This is a genomic window from Methylobacterium sp. Leaf99 (assembly GCF_001422375.1).
Taxonomy (GTDB): Bacteria; Pseudomonadota; Alphaproteobacteria; order Rhizobiales; family Beijerinckiaceae; genus Methylobacterium.
The window spans coordinates 1395189-1409083 of the sequence record NZ_LMMU01000001.1 but is presented as its reverse complement, the minus strand read 5'-3'; the positions used below and the strand labels follow the sequence as shown (position 1 = coordinate 1409083).

Sequence of the window (13895 nt, the reverse complement as noted above, 5' to 3'; positions counted from 1 at the left end):
TTCCCGGCCCCTCACCGGCCAGGGCTGTCAGACCGCATGAAACGATCCATCCGGCCGACCCGTCGCAACCTCGTGCGCCTCGCCGCCCTCGTGGGGATGCTCGGCCTCGCCCCGGGACTCTCCGGCTGCGTCACCGAGGAACTCGCCACGGGCTCCTCCAGCCCCGAACGCCAATCGAACATCGACGTCAGCCCCGTGCTCCTCGTGGCCACCACCCGCAAGGTCGTCGGCAGCCCGCCGAAGAGCCCGTGGTTCAATTCCGAGCGCGGCCGGGGCCTGAGCTTCGCCGAGGTGCGCCTGTCGGCGCCCGACCGCTCGCTCATCGGCAAGGTCTCCTCCGTGGTCACCGGCGACTGGGGAGTCGCGGCGGTGCCGCAGATCGAGACGGGACCGGGGGCGGCCGGCGCCTTCGCCCAGGCCGCCTTCGGGCGCGACGTGCTGATCTACGTCCACGGCTACCGCGAGAGCTTCCAGTCGGCGGCGTTGAGCGCGGCCAAGCTTTCCGACGGCATCCGCTTCCGCGGCGCCTCGGCCCTGTTCACCTGGCCCTCGGCCGCCGCCACCTTCGATTACGGCTACGACCGCGAGAGCGCCCTGTGGTCGCGCGACGCCTTCGAGGACCTGTTGAAGGCCCTGGCGAACTCGCCGTCCGGCGGCCGCATCAACATCGTCGCCCATTCCATGGGCACGCTGCTGACCCTCGAGACCCTGCGCATGCTGCGGGCCGAAGCCGGGGAGGGCGCCATGGCGCGCATCGGCGCCGTGGTGCTGGCCGCGCCCGACATCGACATCGACCTGTTCACGAGCGCCATCGAGCGCATGGGGCCGGACGTGAAGAAGGTCACGGTGATCTCGTCCACCAACGACCGGGCGCTGGAACTCTCGGGCGCCATCGCGGGCGGCATCGTCCGGGCGGGCGCCGCGGACCGCGAGCGCCTGGAGGCCCTCGGCGTCCGCGTCGCCGACGCCTCCGATTACGGCGGCGGTCTCATCAACCACGACCTGTTCCTGTCGAATCCGGAAGTTCAGGGCGTGGTGAAGCGCGCCATCAGCCGGGGCGCCGGCGGGGGCAGCTGAACCGCGTCCGGGCGTTCCCACGCGGGATGGCGTCCGGGGTGGGGCTTGGCGCGCAGGCCGTTGCCCCCTACACGGGCGGCGGCCCCCATACGGCCAATCAGATCCAAGGGCGGCGTCCCCCGGCGCCGTACAGCCGGCGCGTCCAGCGCAACGACGTTCGAGAGGAATTCGCGATGTTCACACTCGAGATCGATGGCGTGGCCATCGCCGTCATCAACGGCTCCGAGGAGGTCGCCCGCGATCTCTTCACCTGCGACGGCTTCAAGGACGACATCCAGGCCATGAAGAGCGACGGCAAGGTGCTGTGGAACGGCACCTCCCCGCTCAAGATCCGTCCCGCCACCGAGGAGGAGACGGAGATCTTCGAGGACGCCCTGGCCGAGGACGATTCGGAGGAGGACGAGCCCTTCGAGCCGGATGCCCGCCATGCCGAGACCGCCTCGAACGACGACGAGGAAGAGGACGAGGATGGCGAGGACGACGCCGACATCGTCTTCCTCGTGGATATCGACGAGGATGCGGGACTCGATTCCTGAGGCTGTCGAAACACTCCTCCCCGTGCGGGGAGGAGTGCGCCCGTCAGGTCCGCAAGCCGGCGGCGATGTTGTGGTTGATGCTGATCAGGGCCGTGAGCTTGTCGGAGCTCGGTTCGATCAAGGTGTCGATCATCCGGCGGAAGACGAAGACCGACAGCTGTGCGATGCTCGTCTTGATCGGTTCCGGCAGGGGGCTCTCGGGAGCCGTGGCGGCGCCGGCGATGATCGTCCAGACCTTCTGATTGAAGTTGAGCGCCTCGGCCAGCGCACCCTTCTGATTTTCCCAATCGGCCTGCACGGTCTGGAGGCGCGTGGCGGCCTTGATCAGGACGGCGGCCTCCGCTTCGCGCGGCGACATGGCCGTCTGTGACACCCTGGCATAGGCGCTGGCCCCGTATGACATTCCGCGTTCTCCCCAGGCGCTGCGACTCGTATGTCGCGCGGCCGGAAGAAACCTATCGGGCGTATCCTTAAGAGACCGTAATCCGGCGTCCGCCGCAATCATGCCGAGAAGCTTGACCAGGAAGGACCGTCGATCGCGGGCCGGCCTCTGTCCGCACGCCGATCGCGGGACTCCGCACGCATGACGAACTTCATCCTCGGTACGGTCGCGGGGGCATTGCTGGCCGCTCTGCTCACCATCGTCGCCGTGCGCCAGCCCGAAATCCAATCGCGGCTCGGGCTGTTCCCGATCTCCACCGCGCCGATCCTGCCGGCGGCCCGCACACCCGATCCTGTGGCGGAGGCGCGGGCGAAGACTCAGGCGGCCTGTCGAACCAGTCAGTCAGAGGTCGGCAACTTCGACATGCTGTTCAATCGAAAGCGGTTCTGGCTCGTGGCGCCGTGAGCCCCATCGTCGGCCACGCCGCCGATCGAACGCCATCGACGGACCGGTAGATTGGCAGGTCTCAGACGCTGCTGAGCAGAAACATCACCATGGTGGTGGCGACCGTGGTGCTGAGGAAGCCGCACAGGGCCGCGGCGAAGGACGGACCGGTGGCGCCCAGGGCGCTGGAACCCAGGGCGCTAGAACCGAGGACGGTGTCGGCGAGGGCGACGTTGGACTGCGTGGCGGTGGCGTTCATGATCGTGGACCTTCAGGGCAGCGAATCACGCGCCGCTTGTTCAGACTTGTGAAACGAATGGCTTCAGGCAGGTGTGCGTGGCCGCACCCGTTCAGTCGCAGCGGTTGACCTTCTTGGCGACGCGCAGATTCCGCGACTCGCTGCGCAGATCGATGGCGACGACACCGGCGCCGCAATCCTCAAATGCGTCACGGGCGTCGGCATAGCGGTCGCCGATCTCGTCGAGGGTTTCGCAGACGCGGTCGTGGTTGCCGATCCGGGCTTCCTGGCGGGCCTGGAATCGCAGGGCGTTGGCCTCTTCGACCTTGCGCTGGCCCTCGAAACAGGCCGGCGCAGCGAGGGCCGGCGCTGCGATCATCAGGGTAAACCCGCTGGCGAGGAGCGTGGGAAACAGAGCGTGGCGCATGGGATACCTCGGCGGCTGACGTCTCGAGGAACGGGGTGTGTGCAAGATGACGATCGGACCATTCCGAGGTTCCGGAGGGGGTCGGCCAGTCATCCTGCGTTCATGCCCCAAAAACCCTCGACCTACGGCGAAGGTTCCGCTTTTCGGTTGCCCACTTTCCGGGCGCGGCGGGAGGCGAGGATCCTCGGCAGATCCACGGGCGTGAAGCCCTGCGCATCGACACCGACATCGTATTGCTTCGGGATGGGGGTCAGCTTGGCGTGCGAATAGCCGTGCAGGTCGAGGGCGCCCCGGCCCATCCCGTTCCAGGTGCGGAAGGCGTAGTGGCACAATACGAGGGGGCGGCCGTCGACGGCGATCTCGGCGTAGTGTCCGACGCTGGCCCAGCCCGGGGCCGCGCACGTCTCCGGACCGTCGTTGTTGCCGACGATGAGGTGCTTGGTGCCATTGAGCGACCCGAGGATCTCGGCGATCCGGGCCGCCGTGGGTTTCAAGGCGACGTCGCCGAGATGCCAGACCGTGTCGCCGGGCAGGACGACGGCATTCCAGTTGGCGATGAGCGCCGCGTCGTGGGCGGGCAGATCGGGATAGGGGCGCCGGTCGATCCGCAGCACGCGCGGATCGGTGAAGTGGGTGTCGCTGGTGAACCAGACCGTCATCGGGCGGCGTTCGCCTCAGCGGCCGGGGCTGAAGCGCAGGGGGACGGTGACGGCGAGGCTGCTGATGGTGACGCCCGCAGGTGCGGCCGGGAGGGAGCCCCGCACGGTGGCGAGGGCGGCGCTGTCGATGGCGCCGACGCCGCTGCTGCTGGAGAGGCCCGAGCTCAGCACCTGACCGGACCGCGACACGGTGAACCGAACGACGGCGACGCCGCCGCTGGTGCCCGCCGCCGCGCCGGCGTTCATGCGGCCACGGATCGCCGAGCTGAGCGCGCCCTGCCAGGCGCGGAGCGCGTTGGCATCGTTGCCGCCGGCGGCGGCACCCGCGCTGCTCTGGCGCGAGGCCGAGGCCGAGTTCTGCCGGGCGCTGCCTTCGCTCGCCGCCGCGGCGGCGCGGCGCGCGGTTTCGCGGGCCGCCTTGGCACGGGCCTCGGCCCGGGCTTCCTGAAGCGCCTCGCGGCGCTCCTCCTGCTCCGCCTTCAGCCGCGCCTCGCGGTCGGCCTTGCGCTTGGCTTCGCGCCGCGCCTCGAGAATCTTGGCCTGATCGGGCTTCGGCTTGACCACCTCGACGGGCTTGGGCAGCTCCTGCGCCGCAACGGGCGGGGGCGGCGCCAGGGCCGGCGCGGTCTCGGCCGTCGAGGTGATGACCTGATCCTCGGGCGGCGGTTCGTTCGCCACCTCGACGGGGGGCGTCGGCGGAGCCTCCGGCGGCTCGGCCGTGGTCGTCGCCTCGGGGGCGATCATCGCCGTGTCCGGCGGTGGCGGCGCCGTCGCCTCGGGCGGCGTCACCTCCGTGGTCTCGATGGGTTTTTCCTGCTGCACCGTCTCGGGCGTCTGGACCGGATTGGCCTCGGGCGGCGCCGACATCGACGCGGCCTGCTCGGCCGGCGCCTGGGTCTCGGCCTCCGTCATCTGTGGCGCGAGGTCGACGGTGACGATGTTCTCGCCCGGGGGCGCCTTGGGCTCCGGCTGGAACAGCGTGAGGGCGATGAGCCCGGCCGCGTGCAGGCCGAGGGCGACGAGGAAGGCGGCGGCAAGCCCGGAGGGGCCGCGCCGATCCGGATCACCGGTCGATGCAGGGACGCTTACAGGACTGGCGCTCATGGGACTATTGGGCCGTACCGGACGCGGGGGCCGCGGCGGCAGGCGCCGCGGCCGGGGCGCCGCTGGGCGACTGGGCGATGAGCGAGACCTTGGTGAAGCCCGCCTGCCCGACGAGGCCCATCACCTCCATGATCTTGCCGTAGGGCACGTCGCGGTCGCCGCGCACCAGCATCACCTGGGTCGGGTCCTCGGCGGCGAGCGCCCGCAGGCGCGGCATGATCGCCTCGGGCGTCAGCTCCTCCTTGGCGAGGTAGGGCTTGCCGTCCTTGTCGATGGAGATCTCCAGGGGCTTCTTGGCCTGGGCGACCTTCTGGGCCGTGGTCTTGGGGAGCTGCACCGGCACGCCCGTGGTCATCAGCGGGGCGGCGACCATGAAGATGATCAGCAGCACCAGCATCACGTCGACCAGGGGGGTCACGTTCATCTCCGACATCGGCGCGCCGTCGAGGCCGTCCTCGTCGTCGCCGCCACCGGTGCGGATCGATCCCATAGCCATGCGTCGCCCTCCGGGGCTTCGGGCGGGCCGGCGCATGACCGGCGCCGCGTCCCGCGAAACAAGGAAAATTGGTCCGGAACCGCCCGGCGCTGCCGGCCGGTCTTCCGGCGTTCCAAAGCCCGCCTCGCCCGCGTGGGGCGAGCCGGCCGTGGGGGACTCTACTCGGCGGCGGCGGCGGCCCGGCCGTGAACCGCGCGGTCGCGGGCCAGACGGTTGCCGAGGGTGCCGATGGAGGTGACGAAGCTCGCCTGCACCCGGCCGATGTCGTTGATGAGCTTGTTGTAGGCCATCACGGCGGGGATCGCGACCACGAGGCCGATGGCCGTGGCGAACAGGGCCTCGGCGATGCCCGGAGCCACGACGGCGAGCGACGTATCCTGGCTTTTCGCGATGGACGAGAACGAATTCATGATGCCCCAGACCGTGCCGAACAGCCCGATGAAGGGGGCGGTGGAGCCCGAGGTGGCCAGGAGCGGCAGGCCGGTCTGCATGGATTTCAGGCGCGTGGTGAGGGCGGCCCGCATGGCGCGCTCGATGCGGTCACGGCGCTCGGCCCGGGTCTCGGTGCTGTCCTGATCGCGCCACGCTTCGATGGCGGCCGCCGTGATCTGCGCGTCCATGCCCTTGCCGGACGATTCGAGGGACCCGCCGGAGCGCACCAGGGTGTCGAAGGCCTTCGCCTGACGCTTGGCGGCGGCGATGCGGATGATCTTCTCGAACACCACCGTCCAGCAGGCGATGGAGGCGACCACGAGCAGGATCATCACCGACTTCACGATGGGATCGGCCTGGAGGAACAGGCCGAGGAACGACATGTCGTGGGAGACGCCTGCGGGCGCGGCGGTCGGATCCATGATGGTGTCTCTCGGGTTCGGTGACGATACGGATCAGCGGACGAAGGGAGCGGAAGCCTTGCTCTCGGTCTCGATGCGCTCGAGGCAGGCCTCGCGGCTCGCCTCCCCGCCCTCGCAGGCGAGGACGTCGTTGAGGAGCACCCGGCCGATCTTCGCGCAGGCGAGGGCCGGAAAGTCGAACAGGCGGACCGTGGTCTTGCGATCCTGCACGGGGCCGAGCTCGACGGCGAGGCGCTTCTGGGCGACGCCGTCCGTGTCGAAGGCGAACAGGTCGACCTTGAGGGATTTCAGGGCCGGGCCGCGACTGTTGTCGACGAGCAGATAGGTCCGGCAGGATTCGCCGGCGGGTTCCAGGCGATTGAGTTCGAGCTTGAGGGGAGCGCCCTTGGTGTCCGATGCCTTGGTGTCTGAAGCCTTGCCGTCCTGCGCCATCGCCGAGCCCGCGATGGCCGCCAGCACGACCGCGGCGCCCATGGACACCGTCATGGCCGCCCGCATCCGTCCCTGAAGCCGTTCCCTGACCACGCCGCGCACTCCATCCATGACGATTCCGTTTCCTCAACGATGGCGGCAGCGCCGCGTCGGGCCGGTCCTTGCGGACGTGTGGTCCGGGCGAGCGGGTCGGCGCACCCGGTCGTCGAGACCCATGGGCTCACGCCGTCCCGGGGGATACGCGAACCGGTACGGCGCCGGCCGGTAAGCCCGCGTGATCCGCTCAGCAGTTGCGGTCGCAATATCCGAGTTCGCCGCCGCAGATCAAGCGCGGGGCTGAATATCAGAGTAATTCCAAACTGTTACTCTGGAAGATTACATGGCCGCGCTTCCGGCTTTGCCGATTTATCCCGATCTAATTTTCCGAAATTGCCTGGTGTCGTGAACGCCAGGGGGGCCGCGTCCATCTCCCGATGAAGGTGGGGACACACGCGGTTCGGCGCGGTGGAACCGGGGGGCGGACGGGGCCAAAACCCCCTTGATCGGCAAGCCCTTGATGGGGCTCGCCCCGGGCTCCATATCCGTTGAACCGGCGGGCGACCGTCGGCACCGATGGGCGACCGTCGGCGGGAGCGCTGCCTCGGGCGGGCTCTCCGACCACACCGAAGTGCCTCTCCACCGTCCCCGGGGCTTCGATTCCAAGGACCTCCATCCGTGACCACACGGCCCTCTCCGTTCGGACATCCGTTCCTGCTCGGCTTCGACGAGATCGAACAGGCCCTCGACCGCGTCTCGAAGGCAGCCAGCGACGGGTATCCGCCCTACAACATCGAGCGGGTCGCCCGCAGCGAGCAGGAGCCCGAGCGCCTGCGCATCACCCTGGCGGTGGCGGGCTTCACCCGCGACCAGCTCGACGTGATGCTGGAGGAGAACCAGCTCGTCGTGCGCGGCCGGCAGGTGGACGAGAAAACGCGCCAGTTCCTCCACCGCGGCATCGCGGCACGCCAGTTCCAGCGGGCCTTTCTCCTTGCGGACGGCATGGAGGTGATGGGCGCGGACCTCTCCAACGGCCTGCTCTCCATCGATCTGACCCGGCCCGAGCCCGAACGGGTCGTGCGCAAGATCGCCATCGCATCCCGCGACGACGTCTGACGGCGACGTCCGCAGCTTCACCCGGGTCGGGACAGTCCCGACCACGCTCTGCCAGAAGGAGAGCCGACCATGACCGCATTCAGCCAGAACCCCATCACCGGCGCCGATCTCGATCCGGCCGAGTTTAACGCCGCCGACCTCGCCGCCCTCGGCGAAGGCCACATCGCCTATGTCCGCGCCATGAGCTCCGACGAGGTCACCCGCCTGTTCCCGCAGGCCCCGGAACTGACGCCCGGCCTCGACCTGTTCGCCCTGCTCTCGGCCAGCGGCGCGCCGATCCTCCTCGCCGATTCCCGCGACGCCGTGGTGGCCAACGCCATGGCCAACGATCTCCACACGGTCAGCCTGCACTGATCCCGGTCACCGCCGCCAGCAGCCGCGCGAGATCCTGCGGCCGCGACAGGCGGTGGTCGCCGTCGGCAACGAGGGTCAGCACCGTGCCGGCCTTCGGCAGCCGTTCGACGATCCGCAGGGCGTGGGACCACGGCACGTCCGGGTCGTCTATGCCCTGGAGGATGTGGACGGGGCAGCCCGGATCGAACGCCCGATCCAGCATGCCGTGCCGGCGCCCGTCCTCGATGAGGGCGCGGGTGATCGGCACCGGCACGGGGTCGTACTCGCTCGGGCGCGCCCAGACTCCCTCCCGCTCGATGGTGGCCCGAATTTCCGGCGTGAACCGGGCCCACATCAGATCCTCGGTGAAATCGAGGGCCGGGGCGATGAGCACGAGGCCCGACGGGGCGTCCTCGCCCCGCGCGGCCCGCGCGCGTGCGGCGAGGCAGGCGATCCATCCGCCCATGGACGATCCGACGAGGAGGGGGCCCTCCGGGGCGAACGCCGCGATCACGGCGCATGCGTCTTCCAACCAGGTGGAAATGGTGGATCGGGCGAAATCGCCGCCCGATTCCCCGTGGCCCGTATAGTCGAACCGCACCAGGGCGCGACCGGTCTCGCGGGCCCAGCCGTCCAGGGCCTCGGCCTTGGTGGCGCGCATGTCCGAGCGGAAGCCTCCGAGCCAGACCACGGGCGGTCCCTCGCCGGCGCGGTGGAGCACGGCGAGACGCCGTCTCGCGTCTCCGCTTCCCACTTCGAGGAAGGTCGGAGCCTCGTCGAGCGGCATCGGCATCGGTTTATCCCCGGAGTTACGAACCATCGCATTGCGTCCGTCGCATTTGCCTTTCGTTTACCGGGCCGTAAAGCACCCCGCCCATGCTGCATTCCATGACCGAGACGCCCGACGGACGCTCCCGACCCCGCTCCGAACCCTCAGGCCCCCTCGCGGGACCGGATCGCGGAGCCGCGTCGTGACCGGCGAGCATCGCGGCGGCGGAACGTTCCCGGGGGAGGGCGCTCCGCTCGCGGGCCGGACCATCCTGCAGGTGATCCCGGCCCTCGACGCGGGTGGGGCCGAGCGCACCACCGTGGATGTGGCCGCGGCCCTCGCGGCGGCGGGCGCGCGGGCCCTCGTCGCCACGGAGGGCGGGCGACTGGTGGGCGAGCTGCAGGCCAAGGGCGGCATCTGGCTGCCGTTCCCGGCCGCCTCGAAGAACCCCGTCGCCATGGCCCTCAACATCGGGCACCTGGCGCGCCTGTGCCGGCGCGAGGGGGTGCAGATCATCCACGCCCGCTCGCGCGCCCCGGCCTGGGTGGCCCTGGGGGCCGCGCGTCGCCTGAAACTCCCCTTCGTCACCACCTATCACGGCAGCTATTCCGGCCGCACCGGCGTGAAGGTGCTGTACAATTCGGTCATGGCGCGCGGCGACGTGGTCATCGCCAACTCGCACTACACCGCCGACCTGATCCGTGCGCTCCATCCCGAGCAGGCGGGCGACCGCGTCCGGGTGATCCACCGGGGCACGGACCTCGCCTTGTTCACGCCCGGCGCCGTGGCGCCGGCCCGGGTCGAGGCCCTGCGCCGGGCCTGGGGGGTGACCCCGCACGAGCGGGTGGTGCTCCTGGCCGCCCGCCTCACCGCGTGGAAGGGCCAGCGGGTGCTCATCGAGGCGGCCGCCCTCATGCGCGACCGGGGCGTCTCGGGCGTCGCCATCGTGCTCGCCGGCGATCCGCAGGGGCGCGTCGCCTACGAACGCGAACTCGACGCCCTCATCGCCGCGCGCGGCCTGCAGGGCATCGTCCACCGGGTCGGGCACTGTACCGACATGCCGGCGGCCTTCCGCGCCGCCTCCGTGGTCGCGGTGCCCTCCGTCGAGCCGGAAGCCTTCGGCCGCTCGGCGGTGGAGGCGCAGGCTTTGGGCACCCCCGTGGTGGTCTCTGACCTCGGCGCCGTGCCCGAGACCGTCCTGGCCCCGCCGGAGGTGCCGGCGGGCCAGCGCACGGGCTGGCGCGTGGCCCCGGGCAACGCCGCCGCCCTGGCGGATTCCCTGACGGACGCGCTGTCGCTCGGCGCCTCCGCACGGGACGCCATGACCCGGCGCGGCCGGGCGCATGTGGAGGCGCACTTTTCCCTGGAGGGCATGGTCGGCGACACCCTCGACGTGTACGCCGACCTCCTGGCCGGGCGCCGGTGACGGCCCCGGACCTGTTCCGAAACGCGGGCGGCGTGAACCAAACCCGCCCGCGTGTGTTGACTTGAACGAAAGTTCAGCCAAGGTATCGGGCCGGATTCCGGAGCGATTGGTGGCCAGGATCGACCCCGAGGGGTGTGGGTTCGCAGGCTGCCGTTTCGTCGTTTCATCAGGAGATTGAAGCCATTCGTAGACCTATGAGAGCTATGCCGGCCCCGCAGAAGGACGGGCCGCGCGCCAACCGGGACATCCGTGGCGTTCGCGAAGTGCAGCTCATCGACGACACCGGTCAGAACCGGGGTGTGGTCGCCTTCTTCGACGCCCTCGCGTTGGCCGAGGAAGCCGGCCTCGACCTCGTCGAGATCGCGCCCAACTCCGTCCCTCCCGTCTGCAAGCTCCTCGATTACGGCCGCTTCCGCTTCAACGAGCAGAAGAAGCAGAACGAGGCCCGCAAGAAGCAGAAGACGGTCGAGGTCAAGGAGATCAAGCTGCGGCCCGGCATCGACAAGCACGACTACGACACCAAGATGAAGGCCGTGGTGCGGTTCTTCGAGGAGGGCGACAAGGTCAAGGTGACCCTGCGCTTCCGCGGTCGTGAGATGGCCCACCAGGATATCGGCCTGCGCCTGCTCGAGCGGGTGAAGAACGAGACCCAGGAGATCGCCAAGGTGGAGAGCGAGCCGATGCTCGAGGGCCGCCAGATGATCATGATCCTGGCGCCGCGCTGAGCGCAGCGCTCAATCGGGTTTGACGATCCACGCCGCTTTCCCCCGGGGAAGGCGGCGTTTTTCGTGGTCGCTGCTGATGCGGATGCACGGCCCCCCTCTCCTGTTTGGGCTACGACATTCACACATCTGCGTTTTTAGAAGCGGAGCGCGTTCCTCTCCCCCTTGCGGGGAGAGGTTAGGAGTGGGGGGGGATGGGTGACCCTCGGGGTTCGGAGGCTAGCGGAGCCACCCCCACCTCCAACTCCTCCCCGCAAGGGGGAGGAGAGCCCCGTCGAGACGAAATGGGTGAATCCGGTAGCCCGCGAGGGGAGGGGGATGAGTATCTCTACTTCACCACCGAAACCTGCGCGTCGCCCGTCCGCCGCAGCACGTTCACCGTGACGTCGCCGCCGTAGCGCTGGAAGCGCAGGTCCACCCGCGAATCGCCGAGCTTCAGGTTGAAGATCGAGACCCCGTCGAGGAAGGCCGGCAGGGTCGGGTTCTTCAGGCGGATGCGGTTGCGGTCGTGCTGGAGTTCGAGGCCGATGCAGGCGGCGAGGAACGCGAAGGGGGCCGCCGCCGCCCAGGCCTGGGGGGAGCACGCCACCGGGTAGGAGACCGGCCCGCGCTGATGCCGGCGCATGAAGCCGCAGAACAGCTCCGGCAGGCGCTTCTGGTCCTGGTAGAGGGCGGTGTCGAACATGCCCTCGAAGATCCGCGAGGCCTCGGGCTTCAGGTCGTAGCGGGCGAGCCCCATGGCCACGAGGGCGTTGTCGTGCGGCCAGATCGAGCCGTTGTGGTACGACATCGGATTGTAGCGCGCCTCGCCGCGCGCGATGGTGCGCACGCCCCAGCCGTTGAACCCGTCCTTGGACAGGAGGTTGGCGGCGACACTCGCGGCGCGCTCCGGCAGGGCGATGCCGGTGAACAGGGCGTGGCCGGCATTGGACGAGCGCACGGCGCATTGCCGCTTCTCGCCGTCGAGGGCCAGGGCGTAGGTGCCGATGGAATCGCACCAGAACGCCGTGTCGAAATCGGCCCGCAACTTGGTGGCCTCCGCGCCGAGGCGCTCGGCCAGGGCATCGTGGCCGAGCAGGGTGGCGAGCGTCGCCATGCCGTTCTTGGCGGCATAGACGTAGCCCTGGACCTCGCACAGGGCGATGGGGCCCTTGGCGAGGTTCCCGTCCGTGTGGAAGATCGAATCGTGGCTGTCCTTCCAGCCCTGGTTCTCCAGGCCCTTGTCGGTGTCGCGGGCGTACTCGACGAAGCCGTCGCCGTCCCGGTCGCCGTACTTGTTCATCCATCCGAGCGCCAGTTCGAGGGCCGGCCAGATCCGCTCGATGGTCTCCCGGTCGCCGGTGACCGCGTAGTACTCCGAGGCCAGCATGACGAAGAGCGGCGTGCCGTCGATGGTGCCGTAATAGTGCCGGAACGGCACCTCGCCGAGCATCGCCATCTCGCCGCGCCGGGTCTCGTGCAGCACCTTGCCGGGCTGGGCGTCGGCGGCGGGATCGATGGCCTTGGCCTGGGTCGAGGCGAGGTAGCGCAGGACGCCCTTGGCGAAGTTCGGGTCGATCCACAGGGCCATCATCGCCGTGATGATGCCGTCGCGGCCGAACACCGTGGAGTACCAGGGGATGCCGGCGAACGGGTAGATGCCCTCCGGGGTCCGGCTCGCCAGCATGTAGAGGTCGGCAGTGGCGCGGCAGGCGGCCTCGTTGAACTGGTCGTTGGACGAGATGATGGTGGTGATGCCGGCCGTGAGCTGGCGCAGGTCCCGGCGCGAATCACGGTACGCGCGGGCGAAGATCACGCCCTCGGCCAGGCCCTTGGGATGGCGGGCCGTGGCCGAGGAGCCGGCGGCGTGCGACAGGCCGGCGGCGGCGTCCTCGCCGACCTTCTCGGCGGCCGGCGCGCTGGTGAAGGCCCGGTGCGATTCGAACACCGTGCGGATGAACAGGGAGGCCCGTCCGCCCGGCGGCAGGGAGACCTCGAAGCCGACCTTGCCCGGCTCGATGTGCTTCGGCTTCGGGCCGAAATGCAGGCTCGTGGTCCGCACCACCTCGTCGAGGCCGACGTAGCGGAACTGGACCTCGGACTCGCTCGCGACCTGGACGCTGCGCTTGCCCCGCACCGGCCGGTCCATGCCCCGGACCTCGAACAGATCGCGGAAATCGGCGTCGAAGGTCACGCCGATCTTGAGGTTCCAATGGCGCGAATCGTAGTTGCGCAGGCCGATGCGGTCGTAGCACGCCCCCTTGAACAGGAACTTGGTGCGCTCGATGGCGATGAGCTCACGCGGGATCGTGGTCTCGTCGTGGGCGTCGATGCGGATGTCGGGGGTCGTCATGTCGACGCTCAGCGCCCCGTTGTCGTCCTGCATCACCGAGGACAGGAGCAGGGGGCGCTGATCCTCGATGGTGAAATGCAGGCGCGACAGGTAGCGCGTGTCCTGGAAATACAGGCCCTCGGGGCCGGGCAGCACGCCGATATCGCCGTAGCTGTCCAGCACCGCGAAGGCCTCGCCGTACTTCAGCGAGCGCAGGGGCCGCTCGACCAGGGAGGTGTGGGCCTCGATATGGTACTGGGGCAGGACCGCGTCGGCATCCTGAAAGCCATGGTTCAGCGGCCCGTCCGTCGTGCCGGGTGCCTGTTCGGGAGTCGCCGTGAAACTGTCAGCCGCCATGCCCGAGCGTCTCCGGAATGTTCGAGGGATGTTTTCGCGAGTCGAGGATCGCGATGGGTCTGGAATCGAAAGGCCGCCCGTCGCGGCATGCGATGCGGGCGGCCTTCAGGGTAAGAGTTAGTGCGGCGATCGTGCGACGTCACCCCACGGCATCCGGCTTTGCAAGCCCGATGCCG

The 13895-nt window shown here is 69.6% G+C and carries 17 protein-coding genes; 7 read left to right on the top strand and 10 right to left on the bottom strand.

Annotation, left to right across the window (positions count from 1 at the left end; all coding sequences use genetic code 11):
* Positions 1 to 36 precede the first annotated feature (36 nt).
* A complete protein-coding gene (locus tag ASF28_RS06435; RefSeq protein ID WP_244474908.1) occupies positions 37 to 1077 on the top strand; it encodes an alpha/beta hydrolase in 1041 nt (346 codons plus the stop codon).
* 173 nt (positions 1078 to 1250) lie between these two features.
* Positions 1251 to 1613: a hypothetical protein gene (locus ASF28_RS06430; protein ID WP_056089167.1), complete on the top strand. Its 363-nt coding sequence runs from the start codon at positions 1251 to 1253 to the stop codon at positions 1611 to 1613.
* Positions 1614 to 1656: 43 nt separating this feature from the next.
* On the opposite strand, the gene flaF is transcribed toward ASF28_RS06430, so the two are convergent.
* Positions 1657 to 2016, bottom strand: a complete 360-nt coding sequence (gene flaF, locus ASF28_RS06425) for a flagellar biosynthesis regulator FlaF (protein ID WP_056089164.1) — start codon at positions 2014 to 2016, stop codon at positions 1657 to 1659.
* 180 nt (positions 2017 to 2196) lie between these two features.
* Between flaF and ASF28_RS06420 the strand changes: the two genes are divergently transcribed.
* Positions 2197 to 2460 carry a hypothetical protein gene (locus ASF28_RS06420; RefSeq protein WP_056089161.1) on the top strand — a complete coding sequence of 88 codons (264 nt, stop codon included), beginning with the start codon at positions 2197 to 2199 and terminating at the stop codon, positions 2458 to 2460.
* A gap of 61 nt (positions 2461 to 2521) precedes the next feature.
* On the opposite strand, the gene ASF28_RS22945 is transcribed toward ASF28_RS06420, so the two are convergent.
* The 7 genes from ASF28_RS22945 to ASF28_RS06390 all read right to left on the bottom strand — a co-directional run bounded on the left by ASF28_RS22945 (position 2522) and on the right by ASF28_RS06390 (position 6715).
* Positions 2522 to 2698, bottom strand: coding sequence for a hypothetical protein (locus ASF28_RS22945; protein ID WP_200912671.1), 177 nt, complete (start codon positions 2696 to 2698; stop codon positions 2522 to 2524).
* 91 nt (positions 2699 to 2789) lie between these two features.
* Positions 2790 to 3104: a hypothetical protein gene (locus ASF28_RS06415; RefSeq protein ID WP_056089158.1), complete on the bottom strand. Its 315-nt coding sequence runs from the start codon at positions 3102 to 3104 to the stop codon at positions 2790 to 2792.
* A gap of 122 nt (positions 3105 to 3226) precedes the next feature.
* The gene (locus tag ASF28_RS06410) at positions 3227 to 3763 is read right to left on the bottom strand and encodes a metallophosphoesterase (RefSeq protein ID WP_056089155.1); all 537 of its coding nucleotides are present in this window, start codon (positions 3761 to 3763) and stop codon (positions 3227 to 3229) included.
* A 15-nt stretch (positions 3764 to 3778) separates the two neighbouring features.
* A complete protein-coding gene (locus tag ASF28_RS06405; protein WP_056089152.1) occupies positions 3779 to 4867 on the bottom strand; it encodes a TonB family protein in 1089 nt (362 codons plus the stop codon).
* 4 nt (positions 4868 to 4871) lie between these two features.
* Positions 4872 to 5363, bottom strand: coding sequence for a protein TolR (gene tolR / locus ASF28_RS06400; RefSeq protein WP_056089149.1), 492 nt, complete (start codon positions 5361 to 5363; stop codon positions 4872 to 4874).
* Positions 5364 to 5521: 158 nt separating this feature from the next.
* Complete coding sequence (locus ASF28_RS06395) at positions 5522 to 6217, bottom strand: MotA/TolQ/ExbB proton channel family protein (protein ID WP_056089146.1); 696 nt, start codon at positions 6215 to 6217, stop codon at positions 5522 to 5524.
* 33 nt (positions 6218 to 6250) lie between these two features.
* Positions 6251 to 6715, bottom strand: a complete 465-nt coding sequence (locus tag ASF28_RS06390; RefSeq protein ID WP_157085509.1) for a Tat pathway signal protein — start codon at positions 6713 to 6715, stop codon at positions 6251 to 6253.
* Positions 6716 to 7363: 648 nt separating this feature from the next.
* Between ASF28_RS06390 and ASF28_RS06385 the strand changes: the two genes are divergently transcribed.
* Both ASF28_RS06385 and ASF28_RS06380 read left to right on the top strand, forming a co-directional pair.
* Positions 7364 to 7801 carry an Hsp20 family protein gene (locus ASF28_RS06385; RefSeq protein ID WP_056089140.1) on the top strand — a complete coding sequence of 146 codons (438 nt, stop codon included), beginning with the start codon at positions 7364 to 7366 and terminating at the stop codon, positions 7799 to 7801.
* Positions 7802 to 7870: 69 nt separating this feature from the next.
* A complete protein-coding gene (locus ASF28_RS06380) occupies positions 7871 to 8155 on the top strand; it encodes a DUF1150 family protein (RefSeq protein ID WP_056089138.1) in 285 nt (94 codons plus the stop codon).
* On the opposite strand, the gene ASF28_RS06375 is transcribed toward ASF28_RS06380, so the two are convergent.
* Entirely contained in the window at positions 8142 to 8927 is a 786-nt protein-coding gene (locus ASF28_RS06375; protein WP_056089136.1) for an alpha/beta hydrolase, read from the bottom strand. The genes ASF28_RS06380 and ASF28_RS06375 overlap by 14 nt on opposite strands.
* 178 nt (positions 8928 to 9105) lie before the next feature.
* Between ASF28_RS06375 and ASF28_RS06370 the strand changes: the two genes are divergently transcribed.
* Together ASF28_RS06370 and infC are read left to right on the top strand one after the other, a co-directional pair.
* On the top strand, positions 9106 to 10329 hold the full coding sequence (locus ASF28_RS06370) for a glycosyltransferase family 4 protein (protein WP_056089133.1): 1224 nt from the start codon (positions 9106 to 9108) through the stop codon (positions 10327 to 10329).
* Between the two features lie 203 nt (positions 10330 to 10532).
* Positions 10533 to 11054: a translation initiation factor IF-3 gene (gene infC / locus ASF28_RS06365; protein ID WP_238223988.1), complete on the top strand. Its 522-nt coding sequence runs from the start codon at positions 10533 to 10535 to the stop codon at positions 11052 to 11054.
* 325 nt (positions 11055 to 11379) lie between these two features.
* On the opposite strand, the gene ASF28_RS06360 is transcribed toward infC, so the two are convergent.
* A complete protein-coding gene (locus ASF28_RS06360; protein ID WP_056089127.1) occupies positions 11380 to 13719 on the bottom strand; it encodes an amylo-alpha-1,6-glucosidase in 2340 nt (779 codons plus the stop codon).
* Positions 13720 to 13895: the final 176 nt, after the last annotated feature.

What these genes read in the sequence shown, in the direction of transcription:
- ASF28_RS06380 (WP_056089138.1), top strand. Translation starts at nt 7,871, where the DNA reads ATGACCGCATTCAGCCAGAACCCCATCACCGGCGCCGATCTCGATCCG.
- ASF28_RS06410 (WP_056089155.1), bottom strand. Translation starts at nt 3,763, where the DNA reads ATGACGGTCTGGTTCACCAGCGACACCCACTTCACCGATCCGCGCGTG.
- ASF28_RS06420 (WP_056089161.1), top strand. Translation starts at nt 2,197, where the DNA reads ATGACGAACTTCATCCTCGGTACGGTCGCGGGGGCATTGCTGGCCGCT.
- ASF28_RS06435 (WP_244474908.1), top strand. Translation starts at nt 37, where the DNA reads ATGAAACGATCCATCCGGCCGACCCGTCGCAACCTCGTGCGCCTCGCC.
- infC (WP_238223988.1), top strand. Translation starts at nt 10,533, where the DNA reads ATGCCGGCCCCGCAGAAGGACGGGCCGCGCGCCAACCGGGACATCCGT.
- ASF28_RS06375 (WP_056089136.1), bottom strand. Translation starts at nt 8,927, where the DNA reads ATGCCGATGCCGCTCGACGAGGCTCCGACCTTCCTCGAAGTGGGAAGC.
- ASF28_RS22945 (WP_200912671.1), bottom strand. Translation starts at nt 2,698, where the DNA reads ATGAACGCCACCGCCACGCAGTCCAACGTCGCCCTCGCCGACACCGTC.
- ASF28_RS06405 (WP_056089152.1), bottom strand. Translation starts at nt 4,867, where the DNA reads ATGAGCGCCAGTCCTGTAAGCGTCCCTGCATCGACCGGTGATCCGGAT.
- ASF28_RS06390 (WP_157085509.1), bottom strand. Translation starts at nt 6,715, where the DNA reads ATGCGGGCGGCCATGACGGTGTCCATGGGCGCCGCGGTCGTGCTGGCG.
- ASF28_RS06360 (WP_056089127.1), bottom strand. Translation starts at nt 13,719, where the DNA reads ATGGCGGCTGACAGTTTCACGGCGACTCCCGAACAGGCACCCGGCACG.
- ASF28_RS06415 (WP_056089158.1), bottom strand. Translation starts at nt 3,104, where the DNA reads ATGCGCCACGCTCTGTTTCCCACGCTCCTCGCCAGCGGGTTTACCCTG.
- ASF28_RS06430 (WP_056089167.1), top strand. Translation starts at nt 1,251, where the DNA reads ATGTTCACACTCGAGATCGATGGCGTGGCCATCGCCGTCATCAACGGC.
- tolR (WP_056089149.1), bottom strand. Translation starts at nt 5,363, where the DNA reads ATGGCTATGGGATCGATCCGCACCGGTGGCGGCGACGACGAGGACGGC.
- ASF28_RS06395 (WP_056089146.1), bottom strand. Translation starts at nt 6,217, where the DNA reads ATGGATCCGACCGCCGCGCCCGCAGGCGTCTCCCACGACATGTCGTTC.
- flaF (WP_056089164.1), bottom strand. Translation starts at nt 2,016, where the DNA reads ATGTCATACGGGGCCAGCGCCTATGCCAGGGTGTCACAGACGGCCATG.